This is a genomic window from Salipiger sp. D13 (assembly GCF_003703915.1).
GTDB classification, from domain to species: Bacteria; Pseudomonadota; Alphaproteobacteria; order Rhodobacterales; family Rhodobacteraceae; genus Salipiger; species Salipiger profundus.
In genome coordinates this window covers 1-25,374 of the sequence record NZ_RAPJ01000066.1, presented here as the reverse complement: position 1 = coordinate 25,374, position 25,374 = coordinate 1, and the positions used below count along the sequence as shown (strand labels likewise).

Annotated in this window: 22 protein-coding genes, 1 tRNA gene and 2 pseudogenes; 9 read left to right on the top strand and 16 right to left on the bottom strand. The window is 66.2% G+C overall.

Annotated features, from left to right (window positions below; genetic code table 11):
- Nucleotides 1-238 (top strand): integrase core domain-containing protein (locus D6860_RS24445; RefSeq protein ID WP_371683212.1); only part of this gene is annotated, 238 nt, incomplete at its 5' end.
- Between the two features lie 115 nt (nucleotides 239-353).
- Here the strand turns inward: D6860_RS24445 and D6860_RS24440 are convergent.
- Nucleotides 354-1,268, bottom strand: a complete 915-nt coding sequence (locus D6860_RS24440) for a LysR family transcriptional regulator (RefSeq protein WP_076623479.1) — start codon at nucleotides 1,266-1,268, stop codon at nucleotides 354-356.
- Between the two features lie 108 nt (nucleotides 1,269-1,376).
- Between D6860_RS24440 and D6860_RS24435 the strand changes: the two genes are divergently transcribed.
- Nucleotides 1,377-2,393, top strand: a complete 1,017-nt coding sequence (locus tag D6860_RS24435; RefSeq protein WP_076623478.1) for an NADP-dependent oxidoreductase — start codon at nucleotides 1,377-1,379, stop codon at nucleotides 2,391-2,393.
- Nucleotides 2,394-2,450: 57 nt separating this feature from the next.
- On the top strand, nucleotides 2,451-2,912 hold the full coding sequence (locus D6860_RS24430; protein WP_076623477.1) for a hypothetical protein: 462 nt from the start codon (nucleotides 2,451-2,453) through the stop codon (nucleotides 2,910-2,912).
- 488 nt (nucleotides 2,913-3,400) lie between these two features.
- Here D6860_RS24430 and D6860_RS24425 read toward each other — a convergent pair.
- From D6860_RS24425 to D6860_RS24415, 3 genes and pseudogenes are all read right to left on the bottom strand, one after another.
- Nucleotides 3,401-3,641, bottom strand: a pseudogene (locus tag D6860_RS24425) (IS110 family transposase); the annotation flags it as partial.
- Between the two features lie 145 nt (nucleotides 3,642-3,786).
- Nucleotides 3,787-5,223, bottom strand: a complete 1,437-nt coding sequence (locus tag D6860_RS24420; protein WP_076623475.1) for an NAD-dependent succinate-semialdehyde dehydrogenase — start codon at nucleotides 5,221-5,223, stop codon at nucleotides 3,787-3,789.
- A 1-nt stretch (nucleotide 5,224) separates the two neighbouring features.
- The gene (locus D6860_RS24415) at nucleotides 5,225-6,271 is read right to left on the bottom strand and encodes a tartrate dehydrogenase (RefSeq protein WP_076623474.1); all 1,047 of its coding nucleotides are present in this window, start codon (nucleotides 6,269-6,271) and stop codon (nucleotides 5,225-5,227) included.
- Nucleotides 6,272-6,490: 219 nt separating this feature from the next.
- Here D6860_RS24415 and D6860_RS24410 point away from each other — a divergent pair, with 219 nt between their 5' ends.
- Nucleotides 6,491-6,985, top strand: a complete 495-nt coding sequence (locus D6860_RS24410) for an Lrp/AsnC family transcriptional regulator (RefSeq protein ID WP_076623473.1) — start codon at nucleotides 6,491-6,493, stop codon at nucleotides 6,983-6,985.
- A gap of 396 nt (nucleotides 6,986-7,381) precedes the next feature.
- Here the strand turns inward: D6860_RS24410 and D6860_RS24405 are convergent, their stop codons facing one another.
- The 8 genes from D6860_RS24405 to D6860_RS24370 all read right to left on the bottom strand — a co-directional run bounded on the left by D6860_RS24405 (nucleotide 7,382) and on the right by D6860_RS24370 (nucleotide 16,450).
- Nucleotides 7,382-9,043: an ABC transporter ATP-binding protein gene (locus tag D6860_RS24405; protein ID WP_076623472.1), complete on the bottom strand. Its 1,662-nt coding sequence runs from the start codon at nucleotides 9,041-9,043 to the stop codon at nucleotides 7,382-7,384.
- Complete coding sequence (locus tag D6860_RS24400; protein ID WP_076623471.1) at nucleotides 9,043-9,903, bottom strand: ABC transporter permease; 861 nt, start codon at nucleotides 9,901-9,903, stop codon at nucleotides 9,043-9,045. The genes D6860_RS24405 and D6860_RS24400 overlap by 1 nt, the downstream gene beginning before the upstream one ends.
- Complete coding sequence (locus D6860_RS24395) at nucleotides 9,903-10,859, bottom strand: ABC transporter permease (RefSeq protein ID WP_076623470.1); 957 nt, start codon at nucleotides 10,857-10,859, stop codon at nucleotides 9,903-9,905. Before D6860_RS24395 ends, D6860_RS24400 begins: the two co-directional genes overlap by 1 nt.
- Nucleotides 10,860-10,933: 74 nt before the next feature.
- The gene (locus tag D6860_RS24390) at nucleotides 10,934-12,535 is read right to left on the bottom strand and encodes an ABC transporter substrate-binding protein (RefSeq protein WP_076625352.1); all 1,602 of its coding nucleotides are present in this window, start codon (nucleotides 12,533-12,535) and stop codon (nucleotides 10,934-10,936) included.
- 72 nt (nucleotides 12,536-12,607) lie between these two features.
- Complete coding sequence (locus D6860_RS24385) at nucleotides 12,608-13,339, bottom strand: HAD-IA family hydrolase (RefSeq protein WP_017469664.1); 732 nt, start codon at nucleotides 13,337-13,339, stop codon at nucleotides 12,608-12,610.
- 275 nt (nucleotides 13,340-13,614) lie between these two features.
- Nucleotides 13,615-14,526, bottom strand: coding sequence for a 2-hydroxyacid dehydrogenase (locus D6860_RS24380; protein ID WP_076623469.1), 912 nt, complete (start codon nucleotides 14,524-14,526; stop codon nucleotides 13,615-13,617).
- A complete protein-coding gene (locus D6860_RS24375; RefSeq protein WP_076623468.1) occupies nucleotides 14,526-15,899 on the bottom strand; it encodes an aspartate aminotransferase family protein in 1,374 nt (457 codons plus the stop codon). The genes D6860_RS24380 and D6860_RS24375 overlap by 1 nt, the downstream gene beginning before the upstream one ends.
- Before the next feature lie 182 nt (nucleotides 15,900-16,081).
- Complete coding sequence (locus D6860_RS24370; protein WP_017468329.1) at nucleotides 16,082-16,450, bottom strand: cupin domain-containing protein; 369 nt, start codon at nucleotides 16,448-16,450, stop codon at nucleotides 16,082-16,084.
- Between the two features lie 197 nt (nucleotides 16,451-16,647).
- Here D6860_RS24370 and D6860_RS24365 point away from each other — a divergent pair, with 197 nt between their 5' ends.
- On the top strand, nucleotides 16,648-17,937 hold the full coding sequence (locus D6860_RS24365) for an NAD(P)/FAD-dependent oxidoreductase (RefSeq protein WP_076623467.1): 1,290 nt from the start codon (nucleotides 16,648-16,650) through the stop codon (nucleotides 17,935-17,937).
- Between the two features lie 22 nt (nucleotides 17,938-17,959).
- Here D6860_RS24365 and D6860_RS24360 read toward each other — a convergent pair whose 3' ends face one another.
- Complete coding sequence (locus D6860_RS24360; RefSeq protein WP_017467469.1) at nucleotides 17,960-18,880, bottom strand: GNAT family N-acetyltransferase; 921 nt, start codon at nucleotides 18,878-18,880, stop codon at nucleotides 17,960-17,962.
- Between the two features lie 277 nt (nucleotides 18,881-19,157).
- Here D6860_RS24360 and D6860_RS24355 point away from each other — a divergent pair.
- Nucleotides 19,158-19,682: pseudogene (locus tag D6860_RS24355) on the top strand (transposase); the annotation flags it as partial.
- On the opposite strand, the gene D6860_RS25405 reads toward D6860_RS24355, so the two are convergent.
- From D6860_RS25405 to D6860_RS24345, 3 genes are all read right to left on the bottom strand, one after another.
- Nucleotides 19,613-20,182, bottom strand: a complete 570-nt coding sequence (locus D6860_RS25405) for a DUF6538 domain-containing protein (protein WP_017467470.1) — start codon at nucleotides 20,180-20,182, stop codon at nucleotides 19,613-19,615. The pseudogene D6860_RS24355 and the gene D6860_RS25405 overlap by 70 nt on opposite strands.
- Nucleotides 20,183-20,273: 91 nt before the next feature.
- Nucleotides 20,274-20,349 (bottom strand) — tRNA-Val (locus D6860_RS24350).
- A 401-nt stretch (nucleotides 20,350-20,750) separates the two neighbouring features.
- Nucleotides 20,751-21,923 carry an ROK family transcriptional regulator gene (locus tag D6860_RS24345; RefSeq protein WP_076623465.1) on the bottom strand — a complete coding sequence of 391 codons (1,173 nt, stop codon included), beginning with the start codon at nucleotides 21,921-21,923 and terminating at the stop codon, nucleotides 20,751-20,753.
- A 188-nt stretch (nucleotides 21,924-22,111) separates the two neighbouring features.
- On the opposite strand from D6860_RS24345, the gene D6860_RS24340 reads away from it, so the two are divergent.
- The 3 genes from D6860_RS24340 (at nucleotide 22,112) to D6860_RS24330 (ending at nucleotide 25,079) form a co-directional block, all read left to right on the top strand.
- Nucleotides 22,112-23,122, top strand: a complete 1,011-nt coding sequence (locus tag D6860_RS24340; RefSeq protein WP_017468957.1) for a sugar ABC transporter substrate-binding protein — start codon at nucleotides 22,112-22,114, stop codon at nucleotides 23,120-23,122.
- Nucleotides 23,123-23,217: 95 nt separating this feature from the next.
- Entirely contained in the window at nucleotides 23,218-24,303 is a 1,086-nt protein-coding gene (locus tag D6860_RS24335) for an ABC transporter permease (protein WP_076623464.1), read from the top strand.
- On the top strand, nucleotides 24,300-25,079 hold the full coding sequence (locus tag D6860_RS24330) for an ATP-binding cassette domain-containing protein (RefSeq protein WP_229743376.1): 780 nt from the start codon (nucleotides 24,300-24,302) through the stop codon (nucleotides 25,077-25,079). Before D6860_RS24335 ends, D6860_RS24330 begins: the two co-directional genes overlap by 4 nt.
- The last annotated feature ends 295 nt before the right edge of the window (nucleotides 25,080-25,374 follow it).

The window sequence follows — 25,374 nt, the reverse complement described above, 5'->3', positions numbered from 1 at the left end:
CTTGCAGCCCCGGGGGCGTCCATACACGGGACATTCCTGCGGAATGCCCTGCCGAGCCGTGGACGAGTGCCTTAACGAGCACCTGTTCGCCAACCTGCGCCACGCCCGGGAGCTGATCGCCGAATGGCGCGACGACCACAACCACCACCGCCCCCACACGAGCCTCGACGGGCTCACCCCGTGGCAGTATCACCAACGGTCAGTAGAGGACCACACCCTGAACAGAGCTAACTCATAAACGCGGTCTCTATGGGGAGCAGGTCACGATTGATCACTCGACCCGCGGGATACGCACGGTGCCCGTGTCTTGCTGACGTCCATCGATGCCCCGGCAAGGGGGCCGAACGCGGTGTTCAGCGGTTTGGACCCTGAAATTCCGCCTGCAGAAAGTCCAGGAACGCCCGGACCGATGGGGTGCTTCGGCGGCTCTCCGGCCAGATCGCGGTGATCGGGCCGCGCTCGACCATGAAGGCGTCCAGCACCGGGATGAGCGTCCCGCGCAAGACATGCGGCGCCGCCAGAAGGGTGGAGGTCATGCCGATCCCCGCACCAGCCAGCAGCGTCTGGATGAGGGCATCACTGGCATCCACCGTGATCGCGGCGTCGGGCTGGATCTCGGTGATGCGCTCGCCCGTCTGAAACGGCCAGGGCATCAGCAGCCCGGAGCTCTGGTAGCGCAGGGCGACCGTGTCGTGATGTTCGAGGTCCGCCGGACGCTGCGGGTGCCCACGCGCCGCAAGATATGCGGGCGCGGCAAAACAGCTAAGCCTCTGCACGGCCAGCTTGCGCGACAGCAGGCGCGAATCCGCAAGCGCGCCGATCCGGACCGCGACATCGATGCCGTCCTCGACGAGGTCCACCATCCGGTCGCTCAGCCGCAGGTCGATGACGACGTCCGGGTAGCGCGCACGAAAGCGCGGCAGGGCGGGCGCGATCACGTGGATACCGAGCGGCAGCGGGGCCGCGATCCTGAGCCGCCCGACAGGGTCTGATCGCAGGGAGTTCGCCGTCTGCTCGATGTCCTCGGCCGCCTCTATCAGGCGCAGCGCGCGCTGGTGCAGCTCCTGTCCCTCCGTGGTCAGGGCAATCGACCGCGTGGTGCGGGTGAAGAGCGCGACGCCCAGCTGGTCTTCCAGCCGCCGCACGCTCTTGCTGACGGCGGAGGGCGAGACCGACAACGCCCGCGCCGCAGCCGAGTAGCTGCCGAGCGAGGCTGTGCGGGCAAAGGCGATGAGGCCGGTCAGGCGCTCGAGTCCGATCTGTTCCATGACGGCACAACTCAACTGACTTTCCGAGGAATTACAAACCTCGAAGGGCGCGCGTATCTACCCGTCATCACACACGGACCCGAAAACGGTCTTACGAAGGAACTCCGGATGACCCAGATGATGAAAGCCGTACGCCAGCACAGTTTCGGCGGCCCCGACGTGCTGACCTACGAAGACGCTCCGATCCCCGAACCCGCCAAGGGCGAGATCCGCATCCGCGTGAAGGCGGCCAGCCTCAACCCGCCGGACTGGTATCTGCGCGACGGCTACAGCGCACTGCCCCCGGAATGGCGGCCTGAAGAGAACTTCCCGCTAATCCTCGGCACCGATGTCTCGGGCGTGGTGGATCTGGTGGGCGAACACGTGACCGGCTTCACGCCGGGGGATGAGGTCTACTCCATGATGCGCTTCCCCGATGCGATCATGGAAGGCTCGGGCGCTTATGCCGAATACGTCTTGGTGCCCGCCGCACAGGTCGGCCACAAGCCCGACGGGATCGACCACGTCGCGGGCGCAGGCGCCCCGATGTCGCTTCTGACCGCCTGGCAGTTCCTGGTCGAGGTCGGCCACGACGCGCCGAACCCGTTCCAGCCGGTTCCGCATGTCCCCGTGCCGCTGAAGGGCAAGCGCGTGCTGGTCAACGGCGCGGCGGGCGGCGTCGGTCACCTCGCGCTTCAGGTCGCCAAATGGCAGGGCGCGCATGTGATCGCCGTCGCTTCGGGGCTTCATGACGAGATTCTGCGCGACCTCGGCGCGGACGAGGTGATCGACTACACGCAGGTGAAACCCGAAGAGGTCAGCACGGATCTAGACCTGGTGCTCGATTGTGTCGGCGGCGCCGCTGCGGCACGCTTCCTTGCCTGCATGAACCCCGGCGGGGCGCTCTTCATCGTCAACCCGCTGGGCTTCGACGGGAAGGATGAGGCGGATCGTCTGGGCATCACCGTCTCCTCGACACAGGTGCGCTCCAGCGGTGCGCAGCTTGATACCGTGGCGCCCCTGCTGGCGGACGGCACGATCCGCGTGGTGACCGACACCGCCCTGCCGCTGGCCGAGGCCGCCCGTGCCCATGAGCGCGCCGCCGAAGGCCATATCCAGGGCAAGATCGTCCTGACCATCGATTGATCGCAACCTGCCACCGGGGGAGCTTCTTCCTCCGGTGGCCCGGCAAGGGGAACCACCATGTCACCCGAAATCACATACGCCGCAGGCAGCCCCGACTGGTTCGCCATGGTCGGCGAGGTCCTTGTGACCGCCGCCCGCGCGGCAGACCTGCCCGCAGACCTGAGCGTCTCGCTGGTCGAGCACTATATCGACGGGTCCGAAATCGCACCGGGCCTTTTCCAGGGGCTTCGGTTTGAGATCACCAACGGCGTGCCCAGCTTCCGCACAGGCGTGACACCGGCCGAAGTCGGCGACATCACCATCCATGTGACCGCTGAAGTTGCGCAGCGATTGAACCAGCTCTACACCTCGGCCCCGAGCCTGGTGCAGGTTCAGCAGGCGGCACTGGCAAACGAACACTTCCGCATGGAGGGAGACCCGTCCAGACTTGGTGCTTGGTTCGCAGCGACCCATGATGAGATCGTGTCCCGAACAGCAGGTTCTTCCGTGAAAAGGGCTGCGAGACACCGGGAGGCATAGCCGGGCCGGATCGCTGGCGCCATGATTCCGCGCGGCGTTTCAGCAAGCTCCGCGGGGCGATATCGGTGATACGGACGCTCTTGCTTCGCGAGCGCAGCAACCGGCAGAAAGATCCGCTCTGCCGACATTAGCCCACGAAAAATACTGCGCGAACGACGAATGGCCGGTTCGGTGACGCTGCGGAGCCGCATCGACGGTCGCTTCGAACGGCAGGATTGGGCCGAGAGCTCCGAAAAGTTGACCTGTTCCACCTGTGCCCAACCCAGCCTCAATCGTGTGAAGGCGCGCGCTTCGGAGATTTGGGCGTGGATGTGGTTGCCTGTAGACGCGCTCAGGCTTGCAATCGGATTATTTGCTGCAGTGAGAAGGATGTTCCTGCGGCCCAAGGCGTCGGCTTCGCTATGCAAGGACTCGTCATCTCCATATTGAAGGTGGACGCCCCAACTCTTTCAGAGCCAGCGGCGCCGATCTCCTCCTCATGGGATCGTCACGTAGGCGGGCGGGATGAGCCTGATGTCGTGACCGAGCTTCGACAATTCCCGCCCCCAGAAATGCGCGCCACCGCAAGCCTCCATCGCCATCAGGCGAGGCGGTAATTTGGCGAAGAACTCAATCGCCTGAGCTCTTCTGAGCTACCTGCGCAAAATAGCTCTGCCTTCGCTTTCTGCGCCGTGGCGCCTGAAACACGTTCTTCGCCAAATCCAGTCCGACCGTGATGATCTTCGACATGACCGCCTCCCAATACGGATTGTTGCGATCCCGCCTTGGCACGTCGATGCCGCCGGGGGCCGGTTGCAGCATCTGGGCCGGCCAGAGTGATTGAGCCGAGGATCCTCGAGGCCATCCGCTGAAACCGATGGCCCCGAGCAGTCGATCAGAGCCCTCCGAAATGGAAGGCCTTGGTATCGAGGTATTCTTCAATGCCTTCCTGCGAACCCTCACGGCCAAGGCCCGATGCCTTGACGCCGCCGAATGGGGCTTCGGCGTGGCTCACCGCGCCGGTGTTTAGGCCCACGAGACCGACCTCGAGTGCCTCGCCGAAGCGGAAGGCGCGGGCCATGTCGGTGGTGAAGAAATACGCCGCCAGGCCGAAGGGTGTCCCGTTGGCGATGGTCAGCGCCTCTTCCTCGGTCTCGAAGCGGAACACCGGGGCGACGGGGCCGAAGGTTTCCTCGCCTGCAAGCTGCATGTCGGTCGTGGCATTAATCAGCACCACCGGGTCGGCGAATTGCGGCGCCAGATCGCGCGGCGTGGTCGCGCGGGCCGCGCCCTTGGACAGGGCATCCTCGACATGGGCGTTGATCTTGGTGATCGCGGCGGCATTGATCATCGGGCCGATGGTTGTGCCGTCCTCGGTGCCCGCGCCGACTTTGAGCGCATCGACCTTCTCGGCCAGCTTCGCGACAAAGGCGTCATGGATGCCCGACTGCACAAGCAGACGGTTGGCGCAGACACAGGTCTGCCCGCCGTTGCGGAACTTCGAGGCCATCGCCCCTTCGACCGCCGCATCGAGGTCGGCGTCGTCGAAGACGATGAACGGCGCGTTGCCGCCAAGCTCCAGCGACATCTTCTTCAGCGTCGGGGCGCATTGCTCGGCCAGCAGGGCACCGACGCGGGTCGAGCCGGTGAAGGACAGCTTGCGCACCACCGGCGACGAGGTCAGCGCGCCGCCGATCGCCTCGGGGCGGCCGGTCACGCAGTTCAGCACACCCGCAGGAATGCCCGCCCGCTCCGCCAGAACGCAGAGCGCCAGCGCCGAATAGGGGGTGAAATCCGACGGCTTGATGACCATGGTGCAGCCCGCCGCGAGGCCGGGCGCGACCTTGCGGGTGATCATCGCGTTGGGGAAGTTCCACGGGGTGATGATGGCGCAGACGCCCACCGGCTCCTTCATCGCGAAGATCTTCTTGCCCGGCACCGGGCTGGGGATGATGTGGCCGTTGATGCGGCGCGCTTCCTCGGCGAACCAGCGCACGAAGGAGGCGCCGTAGAGGATCTCTCCCTTTGCTTCGGCCAGCGGCTTGCCCTGCTCGGTGGTCAGGATCAGCGCCAGGTCGTCCGCATGGGCGACCATCAGGTCGTACCATTTCATCAGCAGGTCGGCGCGCTCCAAGTGGGTGCGGGCCTTCCACTCGACCATGGCGGCCTCGGCGGCGGCGATGGCGGCATGGGTTTCCTCGGCGGTGCAGTCGGGCATGTGCCCCATCGCCGCGCCGGTCGCCGGGTCGATGACGGCCATGTCGTCGCGGGCGATCCATTCGCCGCCGATCAGTGCCGCCTGGCGGAACAGGTCGTTGTCCTTGAGGTTCATCTTACGCCTCCAGTGCGGCCAGAACGGCCTTGGTGATGTCTTCGGTGGTGCTGGCCCCCGGACGGGTGCCGACACCCTGCGCGGTCGCGGCCTCGATGGCGGTGAGGATCGCGGCGGCAGCCTCGGTCTCGCCCAAGTGCTCCAGCATCATCGCGCCGGACCAGATCGCGGCGATCGGGTTGGCGATGTTCTTGCCCGCGATGTCGGGGGCGGAGCCGTGCACCGGCTCGAACATCGACGGCGTGCCCTCATCGGGGCAGATGTTGGCGGAGGCGGCAAAGCCCAGCCCGCCCTGGATCGCCGCGCCGAGGTCGGTGAGGATGTCGCCGAAGAGGTTCGACGCCACGATCACGTCGAGATCGGCAGGGTTCATCACCATCTTGGCGCACATGGCGTCGATGTGCATGTGGCTGACAGTGACCTCGGGGTATTCCTTGGCCACTTCGCGCGTCACCTCGTCCCAGAACACCATCGAGTATTTCTGCGCGTTGGATTTCGTCACCGAGGTCAGGTGCTTGCGGCGCTGCATCGCCTGCTCGAAGCCGAAGCGGATGATCCGCTCGACGCCCTTGCGGGTGAAGACGGCAACCTCGGTCGCGACCTCGTTGTCCTGCCCCATGTGCACGCGGCCACCGGCGCCGGAATATTCGCCCTCGGTGTTCTCGCGGATGCACAGGATGTCGAAGCCTTCGGCCTTGAGCGGGCCTTCGACCCCGGCCAGCAGGCGGTGCGGGCGGATGTTGGCATATTGCGTGAACGCCTTGCGGATCGGCAGCAGCAGCCCGTGCAGCGACACGCTGTCCGGCACGGTGTCGGGCCAGCCGACAGCGCCAAGGTAGATGCTGTCGAAGGTGCGCAGCGTCTCGATGCCGTCTGCGGGCATCATCGCGCCGGTCTCGAGGTAGTATTCGCAGGACCAGGGGAAGGTCTCGGTCTCCAGCGAGAAGCCGAAGCGCGCCCCGGCGGCGTTCAGCACCTGCATGGTTGCGTCGGTGACATCGACGCCGATCCCGTCACCGGGGATAAGGGCGATCTTGTGGCTGGTCATCTCGGTCTCCTCGAAGGGTCTGTCTTTTGGGGCACTCTTGCCGCTAATGCGCAGCGCGTGCTGCCGAAAGCGCGGGGGCGGCAGCAGATTTGGCTGCTTTGGGGCAGCGCACGGCAGAAGATTGTGCGCTTTCCTGCGCTCCGGGGCCGCAGATTTGAGGTGCATTCATCGTCGTTAGCGCCTAGAGGAAACGCCGGGAAAACACCGGGACCGAAGGGCATGAGCGCCAGCTACAAACTCGACCGCATCGATCTGCGCATCCTGTCCGAGCTGCAACGCAACGGGCGGACCACCAATGTCGAGCTGGCCGAGATCGTGAACCTGTCGCCCTCGCCCTGCCTGATGCGGGTCAAGAAGCTGCAGAAGGCCGGCTACATCACCGGCTACAGCGCCCAGATCGACCTTGCCAAGCTGGGCGATACGCTGACGGTGTTCACCGAGTTCACCCTGAAGAACCACCGGCAGATCGACTTCGCCCGTTTTCAGGAGGCGCTGGAAAAGGTCGACAGCTGCGTCGAATGCCATCTGGTGTCGGGCGGTTACGATTACCTTGCGAAGTTCATCACCGCGTCGATTTCCGACTACCAGACCATTCTCGAGGGGCTGATCGACCGCGAGGTCGGGATCGACAAGTATTTCGGCTTCGTGGTGATGAAGACGCCGTTCTCAAAGACGCATATCCCGCTGACGCGGCTGTTCGAGGACAAGCTGTAAGGGGTGAAGCCGCCCGCGCGGAATCGAGGCCGCAAGGCCGCCGCGCATCGCCGACGCGCCCCCTCGCGGCGGCGATCTGGTGACGCCTGGCGCGCCCTTGGCGGCCCTTCGGATGTGGCACGATAAAGCGCACCCGATCCACCGCCGGATCGCCCCCGCGCGCGTCGTCGCTGCGCGGCTCTTCGAAAACAATCAGAAGACTGCCAGTCCCGGTGCGAAGCCGCGCCTCGACGGGCCGCGGACTGGCGAGACGAAGCGCGGAATCCCTCGATTTATGCTGCCCACGTCCGGGCGACCTCGAAGCTGTCCGCCAAGCCCCACCAGATCGCCGGGCCGAGGGGGCGGCCCGGCGAGGCGCGGCGGCCTCGCGGCCTTGATCCCGCGCCTGCCTCGGGATCACCGCAGCGCGAATTCCTCGACCAGCGCCGGGTCGCGTTCGAGCGAGGACAGCCAGCCGGTATCCAACTGCGGGATCGACGAGATCAGCAGCCGCGAATAGGGATGCTCGGCCTTGGCCACCATGTCGCGCGCGGGCAGCGCCTCGACGATGCGGCCCTTGTACATCACCAGCACGTCGTCGCAGATCGCCTCGACCGTGGAGAGGTCATGGCTGATGAACATGTAGCTCAGGTCCAGTTCGCGCTGCAGTTCCTTCAGCAGGTCGATGATCGCGGCGGCCACCACCGTATCGAGCGCCGAGGTGATCTCGTCGCACAGGATCAGCTCCGGCTCTGCCGCCAGCGCGCGGGCGAAGTTCACCCGCTGCTTCTGGCCGCCCGACAGCTCGCCCGGCAGGCGGTGCCGGATGTTGGCGGGCAGATGCACCATGTCGAGCAGCTCGATCACCCGGCGCTCGCGCGCGGCGCCCTTCAGCCCGTGATAGAAGGTCAGCGGCCGTCCGAGAATGGCGCCGATGGAATGCGCGGGGTTGAGCGCGGTGTCCGCCAGCTGGAACACGATCTGCGAGCGGCGCAGCTCGTCCTTGGACCGGGCCTTGAGGCCGGGGCGCATCTCGTGCCCGTTGACCAGAACGTCGCCCTTGTAGGGCGCGAGGATGCCCGACACCGCCCGCGCCAGCGTCGACTTGCCGGACCCGCTTTCGCCGATGACGCCGAGGTTGCGCCCCCGCGGCAGGCGGAAATTGATGTCCTCGAGGATCTTCACCGCGGGCTCGCCCTTCACCATGTCGCCGTAACCGGCGCAAAGACCGGAGACCTCGAGGATCGGGACGTGATCGTCGCGGCTCTCGACTACCTTGGCGACATGCTCCTTCGGCTCGAAGGCGGACATGAGTTCACGGGTGTAGGGGTGCTGCGGGTCGTGCAGGATCTGCTCCGTCGTACCCTCCTCCTGCACCTCGCCGCGCTTGAGCACGATGATGCGGTCGGCGACCTGCGCCACCACCGCAAGGTCGTGGCTGACATAGACGCCCGAGATGCCGCTCTGCACCATCACCGACTTGAAGGCGCGCAGCACCTCGATCTGCGTGGTCACGTCGAGCGCCGTGGTCGGCTCGTCGAAGATCACCAGTTCCGGATCGCCGATCAGCGCCATGGCGGCGGCGAGACGCTGAAGCTGCCCCCCCGAGACCTGGTGCGGGTAGCGGTCGCCGATGGTGTCGTAATGCGGCAGCGCAAGCGCCTTGAACAGCTCGACCGCCTTGGCCTCGGCCTGAGCGCGGGGCATCAGCTTGTGGATGGCGGTGATCTCGATCACCTGGTCCATGATGCGCTTCGACGGGTTGAAGGCGGCGGCGGCGGATTGCGGCACATAGGACACCTTGGTGCCGCGCAGCCCTGCCCGCTGGCGTTCGGACATCGCGGTGATGTCGTCCTGACCGAGCGTGATGCTCCCGCCGCGGATTTCACAGCCCGTCCGGGTGTGCCCCATCAGCGACAGCGCGATGGTGGTCTTGCCAGACCCGCTCTCGCCGATCAGGGCGATGATCTCGCCGGGGGCGATGTCGAAGGACACGCCCCGGATGATCTCGACATCGCGGCCCGAATCCGTGGTTGCGCCGATCTTCAGGTCTTTGACGGTAACGCGGGGGTCGGTCATCATTCGCTCCTGTCGCGGATCTTGACGGGCAGGTTGTCGATGAAGAGGTTCACCGAGATGGTCAGCGTGGCGATCGCCACCGAGGGGAAGATCACCGCCGGCGCACCGAAGGACAGCGCCTCGATGTTCTCGCGCACCAGCGCGCCCCAGTCGGCGTTGGGCGGCTGCACCCCGAGCCCGAGGAAGGACAGCCCCGACAGCACCAGCACGATGAAGACGAAGCGCACGCCGAGGTCGGCCAGCACCGGGCCGAGGATGTTCGGGAAGATCTCGCGCAGGATGAGATAGCGCGTTGTCTCGCCGCGCACCCGGGCGACGGTGACGAAATCCATCGTGTTGACGTTGACCGCCAGCGCCCGGGCAAAGCGGTAGGCGCCGGGCAGGTAGATCGCCGCCAGTGTCAGCACCAGCACCGGGATCGACGAGCCGACGGCGGCCACGGTCACCAGGCCGAACAGCAGCGAGGGGATGCCGTTGAACGCATCCAGCAGCCGCGACAGGATCATGTCGAACCAGCCCCCGGTGACGGCGGCGATCATGCCCAGAAGCACGCCGCCGGCGCAGGCGATGGTCACGGCGGCCAGCGAGATGCCCACGGTATAGCGCGCGCCCATCAGGATGCGGCTGAAGATGTCCCGCCCGAGGTAATCGGTGCCCAGCCAGTAATCACCGGTCATCGGGCCGAAGTAATCCCAGTCGACGATCTCGCCCGGCGGGTACGGCGCCAGCATCGGGCCGAAGATCGCCACCACGCCCCAGAACAGGATGACCGCAAGACCGATCTTGCCGGTGAGGTTGAAGTGATAGCCGAGGTTGCGGGGCGTCGGCAGCGCGGAAAGTCTGGAAGTGCGTGTCGTCATCAGCGGAGCCTCGGGTTCGAAAGGATGGCAACCATGTCCGCCAGCGTGATCAGCGACAGGTAGCTGACGCAGAAGATCATCGCGCAGGACTGGATCAGCGGCAGGTCACGGGTGCTCACCGCGTCGACCATCAGCTTGGCGACGCCGGGATAGTTGAAGATCGTCTCGACGATGATCACCCCGCCCACGAGGTAGGACAGCGACAGCGCGATGGCGTTGGCGATGGGGCCAAGCGCGTTGGGCAGCGCGTGGCGCAGCACCATGCGGCTGCGCGAGGCGCCCTTGAGCAGCGCCATCTCGACATAGGGCGTGTTGATCGTCTCGATCACCGCGGCGCGGGTCATGCGGATCATCTGCGCCGAGACCACGAAGCCCAGCGTGATGACCGGCATCGCGTAGGCGCGCAGCATCGCCCAGAAGCCCTCGGCATTAGCGCCGAGGCTCAGCGCGGGCAGCCAGTCCAGCCACACGGCAAAGACCAGCACCGCCAGCGTCGCGACCATGAATTCCGGCACCGAGATCACCGAGATCGTCAGCATCGACACCACGCGGTCGAAAACCGACCCGCGCCACATCGCCGCCCCGATGCCAAGGCTCAGCGCCACCGGCACCGACACCAGCGTCACGATGCCCGCCAGTTGCAGCGAGTTGCCGAGGCGGCCGGCGATCAGCTCGGCCACGGCCATCTTGTTGACGTAGGAGGTGCCCAGATCGCCACTGGCAAGCCCCGTGAGCCAGCCGATGAACCTGCTCAGAGCCGGCTGGTCGAGACCCATGCTCTCGCGCAGGGCGGCGACGGCTTCGGGGGTGGCGGCTTGCCCAAGCAGCACTTCGGCCACGTCTCCGGGCAGAAGCTCGGTCGCGAAGAACACGGCGAAGGACACGATGATCAGGGTCACAAAGGCGATGCCGAGCCTTTGCAGAACCAGGAACCACGGTTTGAGCGCTTGTCGCAAGGTCGCACCTCGTCTGGCTTGAATTGGAAAGAGCCGGCGCGCAGGTCATGCGCGCCGGCGAGGTGGGCCTGAGCTTAGCTCAGCCAGACATGTTCCGCGAAGGCAAAGCCCATCAGGCCGCCGAGCGGGCTGGGCTTGAGGCCGTTGACGTTGGATGCCATGCCGTCGACGTTCGCCATGTAGGCCGGGATGATGGTGCCCGCCTCGCGCGAGATCATCTCCTGCATGGTCCAGTACATCTCGGTCCGCTTTGCCTCGTCGAGCTCGCCGCGCGCCTCGACCATCAGGCTGTCGAACTGCTCCGAGCTGTAGTGGCTCTCGTTCCACTTGGCCTCCGAGCCGTAGAGCAGCGAGAACAGGATGTCCGGCGTCGGGCGCGGGTTGATGTGGCCGAAGTGGATCGGCGCCTTGAGCCAGTAGTTCGACCAGTAGCCGTCAGCGGGCACGCGCTCGACGTTGAGGTTCATGCCGATCTCGCGGCCGGCCTGCTGCATGACGGTGGCGTAATCGACAGACGAAGCGGCGGCGTCCGAGGCGACCATCGGGATCTCGGTGCCCAGGAGGCCGGCCTTCTCGAAGTGATGGCGCGCGCGCTCGGGATCGAACTCCGCCGGGGCCAGCTCGGTGTTGAAGTAGCGGTTGGTCGGCGACACCGGCTGGTCGTTGCCGATTTCCGCCATGCCGCGCAGCACCGATTTCTGGATCAGCTCGCGGTTCATCAGGTGCTTCATGCCCTGCACGAAATCGGCGCTGGCGCCCGGCTCCATGTCGAGACGGATGTTGAGGCCGGTGTAGTTGCCCGCCGTGGTGACCGAGGTCTTGATCGCGTCGGAGGTGTCCAGCGTGCGCATGGACCGCGGGTTGAGGTTCGCCGCGATCTGGATGTCACCGGACATCAGCGCGTTCACCCGCGCTGAGTTGTCGGCGATCGCGAAGAACTCGAAGCTGTCGAGATAGGGGCCTTCGGCCTTGAAGTAGTTGGGGTTCTTCACGCCGACCGAGCGCACGCCGGGCTCGAAGGTTTCGCAGATGAAGGCACCGGTGCCGTTGGCGGTGGTGAAATCGGTGGTGCCGTCCGCGACGATCATGAAGTGATGCAGCGCCAGGATGGTCGGCAGGTCGGCGTTGGCCGCGCTCAGCACGATGCGCACGGTCAGGTCGTCGATCTTGCTGATCTCGGACATCTGGCTGGCGATCGCGTTGACCTTGGAGCCGGTCGCCGGGTCGAGGTGCCGCTTCAGGGTGTAGACCACGTCATCCGCCGACAGGGTCTTGCCGTCGTGGAAGGTGACGCCGGACTTGAGCTTGATCTCCCAGGTCTGCGCGTCATCGGTCGAGACGCTCTCGGCCAGCTCCATCTGCACGCCGCCGGCCTCGTCGAGCACGGTCAGGCGGTTGTAGAAGGCGCAGATCCGGGCGTAGTCGGTCGACAGCGACGCCAGCGCCGGGTCGAGCGTGTCGGCGGTCGAGGCCGACCAGCCGGCCGCGCGGAGCGAGCCTCCGGTGACCGGGGTCTGTGCCACGGCAGCAGAGGCGCGCAGCAGCAGCGAGCCGCCCGCAGCGGCACCTACGCCCGATGCCATCAGCATCTTGAGCAAGTCACGGCGCGAGGCGCCCTTGCGGATCGCATGTTCGACGCGGGCGTCGTCGCGGCCGGTCCAGTTCGTCGGTTTCATCGTGGTCTTCTCCCTGTTTGTTGCGGCCGGGCAGGTCATTGGCGCCTGCCCGGTCCTTTGGATCTCTCGAACTTAGCCTTCGAACGCGGCGTCGGCGGCGTCTGCCAGCTCGATCAGCGCGTGGAAATGGTAATCGGGCTCGGTGTATTCCTTGGGCTCGATGGTGCCGCCATAGCCCTTCTGCGCGTGGCGGCGCTGGATCCAGGCGTTGGTCATGCCCAGCTCGCGCGAGATGCCGATGTCGTGGTACTGGCTCTGCGCGGTGTGCAGGATGTCATCCTTGCTGCCGCCGTCCTTGCCGACGTAATCGAACACCTGCCGGAAATAATCGGGGTTCGGCTTTTCGCAGCCGGTGTCGTCGGTGGTGAACCCGGCCCAGAACGGGTTGCCCAGCTTCTCGGCGTATTTGTCGAAGGCCCAGCGGCGGGCGTTGGTCATCGCGATCAGCTTGTAGCGGGCCTTGAGCTTCGCCATCGCCTCGGCGCTGTCAGCGAAAGGCTTGGCATCGCCCACGCGCTCGACCATCAGCTGGCGGTACTCTTCGGTGTCCGGCAGGCCGAAGGCTTCGGCGATACGGCTATAGCAGCGCCCGAGGTCATCGGGGAAGAGACCCGCGCCCGGCTCGTAGCGTGCTTCGCGGTAGACCGACAGCGCGGCCTCGCCATCGACATCGATGCCTTCCTTGGCGGCGATCTCGGCCAGGCCGTCCTTGATGGCGCCCTCGAAGTCGATCAGCGTGCCGACCACGTCGAAGGTGACGTAGCCGAAGGCGGTCAGGGGTTTCACTGCGGTCTCAGTCGCCATCTTGGCGGTCCTTTCTGCTTCGCGCCGGGAACGGCGCAGAATTTTCTGTTTCGCCCGACGCCCTGCGCCGCTGTGGGCCGAAGGCTTACCAGAGCCGTCCCGCGCCCACCGCAGCCCTTGGTTTTCAGGGTTAACGGCGCGTGCAAGGGTCTTTCCTGAAACCCAGTCTGGCCGGGAAACCCTGCTGCAAAACGCCGAATTGAACGGTCTTCGCAGCAGAATATTTCGTTATCGCGCGGGGTGCGGCATTTCGCGCCGCGCCCCTTTGGCGCAGGTCAGTAGCCCGCGTCGCGGTCCACCTGCCCCGGGATCGGGGCGCCCGCGCGCAGGGCTCGGACGACCTCGAGCGCATGCTGCGCACCCGCCTCCGCATCGGTCTCGGCACCGATATGCGGCGTGACGATGAGCTGCGGATGGGTCCAGGCCCAGTGCCCCTCGGGCAGCGGTTCGGGGTCGGTCACGTCGATCATCGCCGAGGCCAGCCGCCCGCTGTCGAGCGCGCCCCGCAGCGCCGCCATGTCGAGCTGCGCCCCGCGCCCGGCATGGACCAGCATCGCGCCATCGGGCAGCTGCGCGAAGAGATCGGCGTTCAGCATCCCCCGCGTCTCGGCGGTCAGCGGCAGCAGGCAGACGAGGATATCGGTCCGCCCGAGGAACGCCGCCAGCCGGTCCGGTCCGTAGATCTCGCAGCCCTCGACCGGGCGGCCAGAGCGGCTGTAGCCCGCGACGTCGAACCCGCAGGCGCCGAGCGCGCGGGCCGCAAGCTGGCCGATGCGGCCCATGCCCATGATCCCGACCCGGAAGGCAGAGGCGGAGCGCGTCAGATGCGTCTCCCACTGCCCGGCGCGCGCCTGTTGCAGATAGAGCGGCATCTGCCGTTGCAGCATCAGCACCGCCATCAGCACCCAGTCGCGCACCATCTCGGAAATGCCCGCCACGTCGCAGCGCACCAGCGCCACGCCCTCGGGCAGTGGCGGCATCTGGTCGACCCCCGCGCCGGTGCTCAGCAGCGCCTTCAGGTTCGGATAGACCGACAGGTCGGCGGGCGGCACCCAGCAGGCCAGGCACGAGACAGCCGCGGGATTGCTCACCGCGGCCTCGGACAGGATGATCTCCTCTCCGGCGTCGTCGAAGACCCGTTTCCAGGTCTTCGCGCGCGCCTCGTTCGTCAGAAGCAGCAGCCCCATCAGGCCATCGCAGCCCGGATCTCCGAGTCCTCGAGGGTCTGGTCGAGCACGGTGCGGGTGCGCTCGATGATGCCGTCGATATCGGCATCGGTGCAGCACAGGGGCGGCGCATAGCCGAAGATGCCCTGCGGGAAGGAGCGCACCACGAGCCCCTGCTCCCACGCGCGATCGAACAGCCGCGTGGCGGGCTGAACCGAGGCGGGCAGAGGGGTCTTCTTCTCCTTGTCGGTCACCAGTTCGAGGGCGGCGAGCATGCCGCGCCCACGCACGTCGCCCACCAGCGGGTGATCGGCCAGCGAGTGCAGGCCCGCCATCAGACGCGCCCCGGCCTTGCGCCCGTTCTCCAGCAGACCGCCCTCGTAGAGCTTCAGCACTTCGAGCCCGACCGCCGCCGACACCGGGTGCGCGGAATAGGTGAAGCCGTGGCCGACCGCCTTGGCGCCCGCGCCCTCGGCGATGGTCTCGTAGACGTGGTTGCGCATGAACACCGCGCCCATCGGCGCATAGCCCGAGGTCAGGCCCTTGGCCGTGGTCATCAGGTCGGGCACGATGCCCTCTTCCTCGGAGGCGAACAGCGGCCCGGTGCGGCCGAACGCGGTGATGACCTCGTCGGCGACGAAGAGCACGCCATACGCCTCGCAGACCGCCTTGATCGCCTTGATCCAGCCCTTCGGCGGCACCAGCACGCCGCCCGAGCCCTGGATCGGCTCGGCATAAAATGCCGCGACACGCTCGGGGCCGATGGCCTCGATCTTGGCTTTCAGCTCGGCGACGGAGGCGTCGATGATGGTCTGCTCGTCCTGCCCGTGCGGGTTGCGGTAGATGTAATGCGACGAGATCCGGTGCTGCCAGTCATAGGGCACGCCGAAACCGTCGTGGAACCCCGGCAGCGCCGTGAGGCCGGCGCCCATCGTGGTCGAGCCGTGATAGCCGCTGTGGATCGAGATGAACTGGTCACGCTCCGGCTGGCCCTTGGAATGCCAGTAGTAGCGGATGAAGCGGATGGTGCTGTCCACCGCGTCCGACCCGCCGAGGCTGAAGTAGATGTGGTTGAGGTCGCCGGGGCTGCGCTCTGCCAGCTCGGAGGCGAGCCGGATCGGCGCCTCGGCCCCGAGGTCGAAATAGCCGGTGGCATAGGGCAGCTCGCGCATCTGCTTGGCGGCGGCCTCGACGACGCTTTCATGGCCGTAGCCGGCGTTGACGCACCACAGGCCGGCAAAGCCGTCGATCAACTCGCGGCCTTCGGCGTCGGTGACGCGCGCGCCCTTGGCAGAGGTCAGAACGCGCACGCCGCGCTCTTCGTGGCCCCGGAAAGAGGACACGGGGTGGACGAGGTGACGACGGTCAAGCTCGACGAGGGAGTTGGTCAGCATGGGTCTGGCTCCGGGAAATGGATCTGCGGTCAGGATAGGCGCGGCGCGGGCGCGAGGGTTGCCGATCGCGGGGGCGTCTTCGGCAGGATCGGCCGGGGCGACGGGGCGGCACGGAATTTCCTGCCGCCCTGCCCCGCGCGTCAGCGGAACGCGCTCACGACGCGACGATCAAGTGACGCGTCTTACGACGCGATGATGAAGATCTTGCGCACGGTCTCGATAGTGCGCCAGGTGCCGACGAAGCCGGGCTTCAGGATGAAGCTGTCGCCGGGGCCGAAGACATGGCTCTCGCCGCCGTCCTCGCCGATCTCGCACTTGCCCGACAGGATGTGGCAGAACTCGAAGGTCTCGCCCTTCTTCGACACGGTCTTGCCGGGGGTCGCCTCCCAGACGCCGGTGCGGATCTTGCCCCACTTCGCGGCCTCGGCCATCGCGGTGTCCAGCTCCCAGGTCTTGTATTCGGGGATGCCTTCGATGCGGCGCTCCTCGGGGCAGATGTCCTCGCGGGGAGTGAATTCGGGCGCGGTGTTCAGCGGGATGAGCTTGGTCATCGGGGTCTCCTGTCTGCGGGTTGCCCGCATCATCGCCGCGAAGCGCCCCCGCGCGGCACCGAAGATCGCGCCGCTTCGGCATCCCCTGCCGTTTGCCGCCCCGCAAAAGCAATTTCCTGCCACGTCCCCGGCAAGAGCGGCAGGCGCTTTCGTGGCGGTCGCGTCATGATGGGGGCAACCGAAAACAGGGACTCGCCATGAAATACCAATCCTACTGGCACGACACCGCCCCCGTCTTTTCCAACCCGCAGCGCGGCCCGGTGGCGGGCAGCTTCGACGTGGCGGTGATCGGCGGCGGGTTCACCGGGCTGAACGCGGCGCGCAAGCTGGCGCGCGAGGGCGTCTCGGTCGCCCTGCTCGAGGCCGATCACGTCGGCGCCGGCGGCTCGGGGCGCAATGGCGGGCATCTCAACAACGGCATCGCCCATGGCTATGCCAGCGCCAAGGCGCATCTGGGGACCGAGCGGGCGCATGCGCTCTACAAGGCCTACGACCGGTCGATCGACATGATCGAAGAGGTCATCGCCGAGGAAGGCATCGCCTGCGATTTCCGCCGCGCGGGCAAGCTGAAGCTCGCCTCGAAGCCAAGCCACGTGGACGGGCTCAAGGCGAATTACGAGCTGATCCACCGCGAGGTCGACCCCGAGACGCGCTGGCTCGACAAGGCCGACCTCGACGGCGAGATCGGGTCGGACGCCTTCCACGGCGGCATGCTCTACGAGAAGACGGCGATGATGCACATGGGCCGCTATGTCACCGGCCTTGCCGAGGCGGCGCATCGCCACGGCGCGCAGATCTGGGAAGCCGCACCCGTCACCGAGCGCACCCGGTCCGGCAGCGGCTGGACGCTGAGCACCCCCAAGGGTGCCCTCAAGGCCGGTCGGGTGATCGTCGCCACCGGCGCCTATGCGGGCCGGGCCAAGCCCTCGCCCTTCCAGTATTTCCGGCGGCGCATCATCTCGGTCGGCTCCTTCATCATCGCGACGCGGCCCCTGATGGACGCCGAGGTTCAGAAGCTGCTGCCCGGCAACCGCACCTATGTCACCTCGATGAACATCGGCAATTACATCCGCCTGTCGCCGGACAACCGCATCATCTTCGGCGGGCGGGCGCGGTTCTCGGCCACCTCGGACCAGCGCTCGGACGCGAAATCCGGCGAGATCCTCAAGAAGAGTTTCGCGCAGGTCTTTCCCGAGTTCGCTGACATCCAGATCGACTATTGCTGGGGCGGGCTCGTGGGCATGACGCAGGACCGCTACCCGCGAGCGGGCGAGCATGACGGCATGATCTACGGCATGGGCTATTCCGGCCACGGCGCGCAGATGTCGACGCTGATCGGCCAGGCGCTGGCCGACATGGCGATGGGGCGCGAGGGGACGAACCCGCTGGACGGGCTCGACTGGCCGACGATCCCGATGCATTCGGGCACGCCGTGGTTCCTGCCGCTGGTGGGGATGTGGTTCGGACTCAAGGACCGGCTGTCGTAAATGGCGGGGGGCCGCGTGCCCCCTACCCCAGCGAGTGCGAGGCGAGCCCGTAGACGCGCAGCCCTTCTTGCGACAGGCGGTTGCTACCGAGCCGCATCTCGGTCACCGTATCGTAGACGCCAAGCCCGGCGGCGGCGAGGAAGGCGCCCATTGCCTCGCTCTCGACCTGCCGGTCGAACCGGGCGAAGCGGCCCTCGCAGGATTGCAGCAGCGGCGCGGTGAGCTGTATCGCCATTTCGTCGCTGTCCGCCAGAACCGGACCGATGACTGTCCCCTTGCCGAAGGCGCGCTTCATGGCGAAGCCCTTCACCTCTCCGTCCTGCTCCAGCACCAAACCGTCCGAAACCTCGAGCAGCGCGTCGAAGACAGCGCTGCGGTCGGCATGGGTCGCGGAGCGGTCGAGAGCCACAATCGCATCACGGTCCGCGAGTGTCAGGTCGCGCAGCATGCCGTCCGTTGGCGCGGGCGCGGAGATCTCGCGAACGATGCCCTGCTGCTGGTAGATCGTCGAGACCGGCACGAACCCGGCGGATTCATACAGGCGAAATCCGTGCCGCGTCGAGGTGATGCGCAGATCCCGCCCGGCGCAATCGCGCATGATCCGGCGCAGCATCCGCCGACCGGCCCCTTGCGATTGCAGGCGCGGTGACACAACCATCATCCCCAGCATGGCGAAATCCGGCCCCATCGGGAAATACATCGCCGAGCCGAGCGGCCGCCCGATCTCGTCGCAGGCGACATAGCCCTGCCCCAGCCTCAGGAACAGGTCGATGTCCCGCCCCCGGTGCGGCCAGAACACCGTCATCGCCAGCTGGTGCAGCATCTCACGCTTGGAGCCATCGACGGGCTCGATGGTCGCGGTATAGCTCTCCAGCCGCAGCAGGTCCTCGTCATCGATGGCCTGCCGTGCCATGAAGGCGTTGTAGCGATCTTCGCTCCACATCGTGCTGTCTTTCGTCTCGTCCTGCCAAATCCGGCCCCCGCCGGTGGTAAGCACTATGGGCGCCAGTGAAAAGTTTTTTGCACCAAATGCACACGCACTTCGGAATAATGTGCTGTGAACAAGCGTACAATTTTCGCTCTGAATCAAACTTGGAGCATCTCTCGCGTCAGGATGCAGCTACCGGACGCGCCTTCGATGGCTCGATGTTGGCCCGTCCATACTGAATAGCCCCGTGTCCCGTGGACGCCTTCTTCGCTGATTTTGAGGCAAGGAGGCCATGACGAGCAGCAGCACGTTCAGCGATGAGTTCAAGCGGGACGCGGTCGCGCAGATTCCCGAGCGGGGCTACCCGGTCAGGGAAGTGTCGGAGCGTTTGGGGGGGGGGGGGGGGGGGGGGGGGGGGGGGGGCAGCGCGTATTCGCTCTACGCTTGGATGAAGACGTTCGCGAAGGCGTCATCGGGAGAGGCGGAGACGGACGCCGAGATCCGGCGCCTGAAGAAGGAGCTGGCGCGGGTTTCGGAGGAGCGTGACATCCCAAAAAAGGGCAAGGCTTGTCCGCCATTGGTCCGAGGACAATGCCGAGCGCGTATTTCGCCATGGAAGCAAAGTGAGTGGAGCCATTGAGGCGCCATTGGTTCGAGCCCAATGGCGACGGCGTTCGTGGCCGAGCATCGCGGGCAGTTCTCCGTTAGGGCGATGTGCCGGTGTCTGCGCATCCAACCGAGCGGCTTCTATGCATGGGTGAAGGCGCCGCTCAGCAAGCGCGCCCAGGAAGACGCCCGCTGTAGCAGCTTGTTTCGCGCCCCTGCATCGACGAGAAGGCCGCGCCGTGCGAGCGCAGCGTCTGCCGGTCCTCCGAAGCGACTTTCAATGTCGGCAGCTCTGGTTTCCGCTGTCGGCACCGCCAATGGATGGCTACGGCCAGCTCTTGCCGCCTCGTCCAGCTCGGCGACACGCTTCCACATCTCTGGCGATCCCGGCTCATCTTCGAGGATGTCGAGGAAGTCAGCCACGACCTCACCAGCGAGAGCTACGGCCTGCTTGTGGGTCAGACCAGCGGGACCGCATCCAAGTGCCTCCCAGTGGCTCTCCAGCGCCGCAAGAGCCTGCGAGAAGCGTCTCTTCGCTTCCGGCCAGTCTCTGGTCCGCAACGAGGTCTTCGCGTGTGTGGTGAGCTTGAGCTGGCAGATACGGTCGCCGATGGGCAGAGATACAGTCGTTCCCCTCGCACGATCCACCACGTCGCGAGGGACATGGACGCGCAGGTAGTAGGTCGATCCAATCAGGACGGGCTGGGGCATTGTGCATCTCATCGGGTACCACCTCTATGTACCAGTAGAGGCGGCGCATGTTCCTGTTATCAGGCACTTGTGCGATTTCAATGCAGTAGCATGGTGGGTGATGAGAGACTCGAACTCCCGACATCTTCGGTGTAAACGAAGCGCTCTACCAACTGAGCTAATCACCCGGCAGAGCGGGGTTTAGCCAACCGCAGCAGTCCTTGCAAGCCGGTTCCGATACTCTTCTTCTCGGATCGCTTCAGAGCTGTCTCCGCCCTCCGGAACAGGGCAAGCGGCGTGTTCGAGCTGGGCACATCGGCAAAGGTGCCGGGATTGCCGGGATGACGCGCGGTACGAGAAGCTGGCGAGCCGGGCAATGTCTCACTGCGCCAAGGGACGGATGAGACGCTGCCCACGTCATGGGCCCCCGCTGACCGACAAAAAGAGGCGTTTGCTCAAGAATTCGACCTGGAAGCCGTGACCTCAGCCACCCAAGCTGACCTGATGCCTCGTCCAAGCCCCGTGCAGCATGCAAAACGCCGGCATGGCATCCCCGGCGGACCCGGCTTCGACCGACAGAGACGCCGGTCTAGAACTCGAACAGCTTCGCCATCGTCGGCGCCGTCGCGGCCCCTATGACCCGCGCATTGCCACCGACCGCTGCCTCCTCGATCCGCGGGGCCGTGAGGCCGCGCAGGTCAAGCCGGGCGAGCTCGGCGCGGGCGGCTGCGACAAGTCGGGCGCGCACCTCGGTCGGGAAGGCGCCGTCGATCAGGATGACGGGGAAATCGATCACGGCGCAGACCGTGCGTGCGGCTTCGGCGAGCGCACGTGCCGCGCGCAGGATCCAGTCGTCGAGCGCGGCCCCAAGCCCCGACCAGTCCTGCGGCTGGCGCCAGAGCGTGCCCGCAGGCGCCCCGGCCCCGGTCAGCGCCGTCTCGAGCAGGTAGAGAGACGCTTCGTCGATCAATGCCGCCGTACCGCTGCCCTGCCCCGGCACCCGGATCGCGCCGAAGGCCCCGGCGTTTCCCTGCAACCCCTCGACAACCGTGCCGTTCAGCGCCACGCCGCCTCCGACGAAGGAGCCGATGAAGAAGTAACCGTAATCCGTCAGTTCACGGCCTCGGCCGAAGACGTGCTCGGCGCGGCAGGCGGCGGTTGCGTCGTTGACCTGAAACAGCGGCAGGTCGGAAAAGGCGGCCACCTCGGCGGCAAAGTCGATCTCGCGCCAGACCGAGAAATCTGCCGGTGCGCCAAGGACATCGACCCAGCTCCAGATCTCGGCCGGGGCCGCGATGCCGATGCCGGCGATGCGGGACTTCTGGCGCCGGGTCAGATCGTGCAGCAGGTCGGCCATGCCGTCGCGCAGGTAGGCGAAGATCTCGTCGGGCATCGGATAGCGATAGGTGATCTGGCTCTGACCCAGCACCTCGCCCGAGAGGTCGAGAACCGCGAGATCCGCCGAGCGCCGGCCGAGCTTCATGCCGACCGAAAGTGCGCCGTCCGGGTCGATCTGCATCGGGATCGAAGGCTTGCCGACACGGCCGCGCTGCGGCGCACCTCGGCGCAGGAAGCCGTCGTTTTCGAGCTTGCGCAGGATGTTCGAGACGGTCTGCGGCGAAAGTGCCGTCTGCTTCGCGATTTCGGCGCCCGGCAGCCCTCCGCTCCGGCGAATGAGCGACAGGATCAGCCGTTCGTTATGTGCCCGGACGCCGATCTGATTGACCCCGGAACGCGCGCCGATGCGGTCATTGCCATCCATGAGAGACCCTCCCCGTTCCCACTATCAAGCGCGCTGCGGCTCTGCCAGTCAATAAATAAATCAATTGGATTTACTTATTGACCGAAGACGGGAATCACAGCAGTTTGACAGCCAATCCGCTTGGAGGAGCGGAGGCGCCGAACCTGCCGCAGGGGCAGACGGCGCGTGACATTTTTGGGAGGATGACCATGAAGACACTTTTTGCAGGTTCTGCACTGGCGCTGGTTCTCGGCGCGGGCACCGCCTTTGCCGAGGAGACCACGGCCTGTCTTATCACCAAGACCGACACCAACCCGTTCTTCGTGAAGATGAAGGAAGGCGCCAGCGCCAAGGCCGAGGAACTGGGCCTGACGCTGAACACCTATGCCGGCAAGCTCGACGGTGACGTCGAGACGCAGGTGGCGGCGGTCGAGAGCTGCATCGCCGCAGGCGCCAAGGGCATCCTCATCACCCCGTCCGACAGCCGCGCGCTGACCCCGGTCGTCCAGCAGGCGCGTGACGCCGGCATTCTTGTCATCGCACTCGACACCCCGTTCGAGCCGATCGATGCCGCCGACGCGACCTTCGCGACCGATAACTTCCTCGCCGGCGAGCTGATCGGGCAATGGGCAGCGGCCAAGATGGAAGACCCCTCCGAGGCCAAGATCGCGCTGCTCGATCTCAACCCGTCGCAGGTCTCGGTGGACTACCTTCGCGACAACGGATTCCTCAACGGCTTCGGCATCGACATCAAGGACCCGACCAAGATCGGCGACGAGGAAGACCCGCGCATCGTCGGAAACGACGTGACCAACGGTAACGAGGAAGGCGGCCGCACCGCGATGGAGAACCTTCTCCAGAAGGACCCCGGCGTGAACCTCGTCTACACGATCAACGAGCCCGCCGCCGCCGGCGCCTACGAGGCGCTGAAGGCGGTCGGCCTGGAAAGCCAGGCGCTGATCGTGTCGGTCGACGGCGGCTGCCCGGGTGTCCGCAACGTCGAAGCGGGCGTGATCGGTGCGACCTCGATGCAGTTCCCGCTGAAGATGGCATCGATGGGCATCGAGGCGATCAAGGCATTCGCCGAAACCGGCGAGAAGCCCCAGGCCTCCGAAGGGCTCGAGTTCACCAACACCGGTGTCGAGCTGGTCACCGACCAGCCGGTCGAGGGCATCCCGTCGATCACCTCCGAAGAGGCACTGGAGAAGTGCTGGGGCTGAGCCCCGCGCGGTCGGCCCGGCGGTCCTGACACCGCCGTCGACCTGCCCGGGGGGCACTCGCCCCCCGGCCCTCCCCTTCCACAGATGAGGCCATCATGAGCGAGACCATTCCGTCAACGCGACGTGACGCGCAGGAATTCGAGACGGTTGCCGACGGCGCGGACCGCAGCGTCGCCGCCTTCGAACGGCACCGCCGCGGCCCCGTCGAGCAGCTTCAGCACGTCCTGCATTCCAACCCCACGCTTGTCCCGGTGATCGTCCTGCTGGGCGCGGTCACGGTGTTCGGCCTGGTCGCGGGTTCGAAGTTCTTCTCGGCCTTCAATCTCACGCTGATCATGCAGCAGGTGTCGATCATCGGCATCCTCGCCGCGGCGCAGTCGCTGATCGTGCTGACCGCCGGCATCGACCTGTCGGTCGCGGCAATCATGGTGCTAATGTCGGTGATTGCCGGCAATCTGGCAGTCTACTCCGGCGTGCCGGCGTTCCTCGCGCTGCTGATCTCCTTTGCGGGCGGCACGGCGGCGGGAATGTTCAACGGCTTCCTCGTGACACGGGTGAAGCTGCCGCCATTCATCACCACGCTGGGCACCTGGTCGATCTTTTACGCGCTGAACCTCTGGCTCTCGGGTGCCCAGTCGATCCGCAGCCAGGACATCGACACCGAGGCGCCGCTCCTCAAGTTCTTCGGCGAGACCATCGCCGTCGGCTCCGCGCGGATCACCTATGGCTCGATCCTGATGGTGCTGGTCTTCCTCGTGCTCTGGTACATGCTGAACAAGACCGCCTGGGGGCGCCACGTCTACGCGGTGGGCGACGATGCAGAGGCCGCCGAACTCGCGGGCATCCGCACCGGCCGCACGCTGATGTCGGTCTATGCGCTGGCGGGCTTCGTCTGCGCCATCGCCGCATGGGCCTCGATCGGACGGGTCGGCTCGATCTCTCCGCAGGCCTTCTACGAGGGCAACCTCCAGTCGATCACCGCCGTCGTCATCGGGGGCATCTCGCTCTTCGGCGGACGCGGCTCGATCCTCGGTGCCCTCTTCGGCGCGCTGATCGTCGGCGTCTTCCAGTCGGGGCTGCGCCTCGCGGGGGTCGACGTGCTCTGGCAGGTCTTCGCCATCGGCTGGCTCATCATCATCGCGGTCGCGATCGACCAATGGATCAGAAAGGTCTCGGCATGAACGCTCCCATCCTTTCGGCCCGCGGGCTGCAGAAACACTACGGCCGGGTCACCGCGCTCGACAATTGCGACTTCGACCTCTACCCGGGCGAAATCCTCGCGGTGATCGGTGACAACGGGGCGGGAAAGTCCTCGCTCATCAAGGCGCTCTCCGGAGCGGTCCGGACCGACGGCGGGACGATCACCCTCGAAGGCAAGGAGGTCAATTTCTCCTCGCCGTTGCAGGCCCAGGAGGCGGGCATCGCGACCGTCTACCAGACACTGGCGCTGTCCCCGGCGATGTCGATCGTGGACAACATGTTCATGGGGCGCGAGATCCGGGCCGCGGGACCTGCCGGACGCTGGCTGCGCAAGCTCGACCACGCGAAGATGCGCGAGATTGCCCGCGAGAAGCTGTCGGAACTCGGGCTGATGACCATCCAGAACATCGACCAGCCGGTCGAGACCCTCTCGGGCGGTCAACGCCAGGGCGTGGCGGTGGCGCGGGCGGCAGCCTTCGGCTCGAAGGTCATCATTCTCGACGAGCCCACGGCGGCCCTCGGGGTGAAGGAAAGCCGCAAGGTGCTCAACCTGATCCAGGACGTGCGGTCGCGCGGGATCCCGATCATCCTTATCTCGCACAACATGCCGCATGTGTTCGAACTGGCCGACCGCATCCACGTGCACCGACTGGGGCGCAGGCTCTGCACGGTACGGCCCGAAGACTGCACGATGTCCGACGCCGTGGCACTGATGACCGGCGCAAAGGCCCCTCCGGGCGAGACCATCGCGGCCTGAAATGGGCGCACTGGCCCTATCGCGGGCCACGAGACCGGGGCAGCGCGATTCAGTTCGCGCTGCCTTTTCGCATTCGGGGTCAAGGAACCTGGACGTCCCTCACACCGCATGAGGAAACAAGGTTGCGCGCCGTCTGACAGATGGCCCGCACCAGCCTGACATCACCTTGGCTGGCGACTTGAGATCAGGGAAGCCTTGCAGGACAAGAAGATACGTCCTTGCATCCCGGGCCGGAAGAAACGGACGACGCCCGTCCGGTACCCCTCTTGATGGTGTGGACGCCCCCTCACGGCAT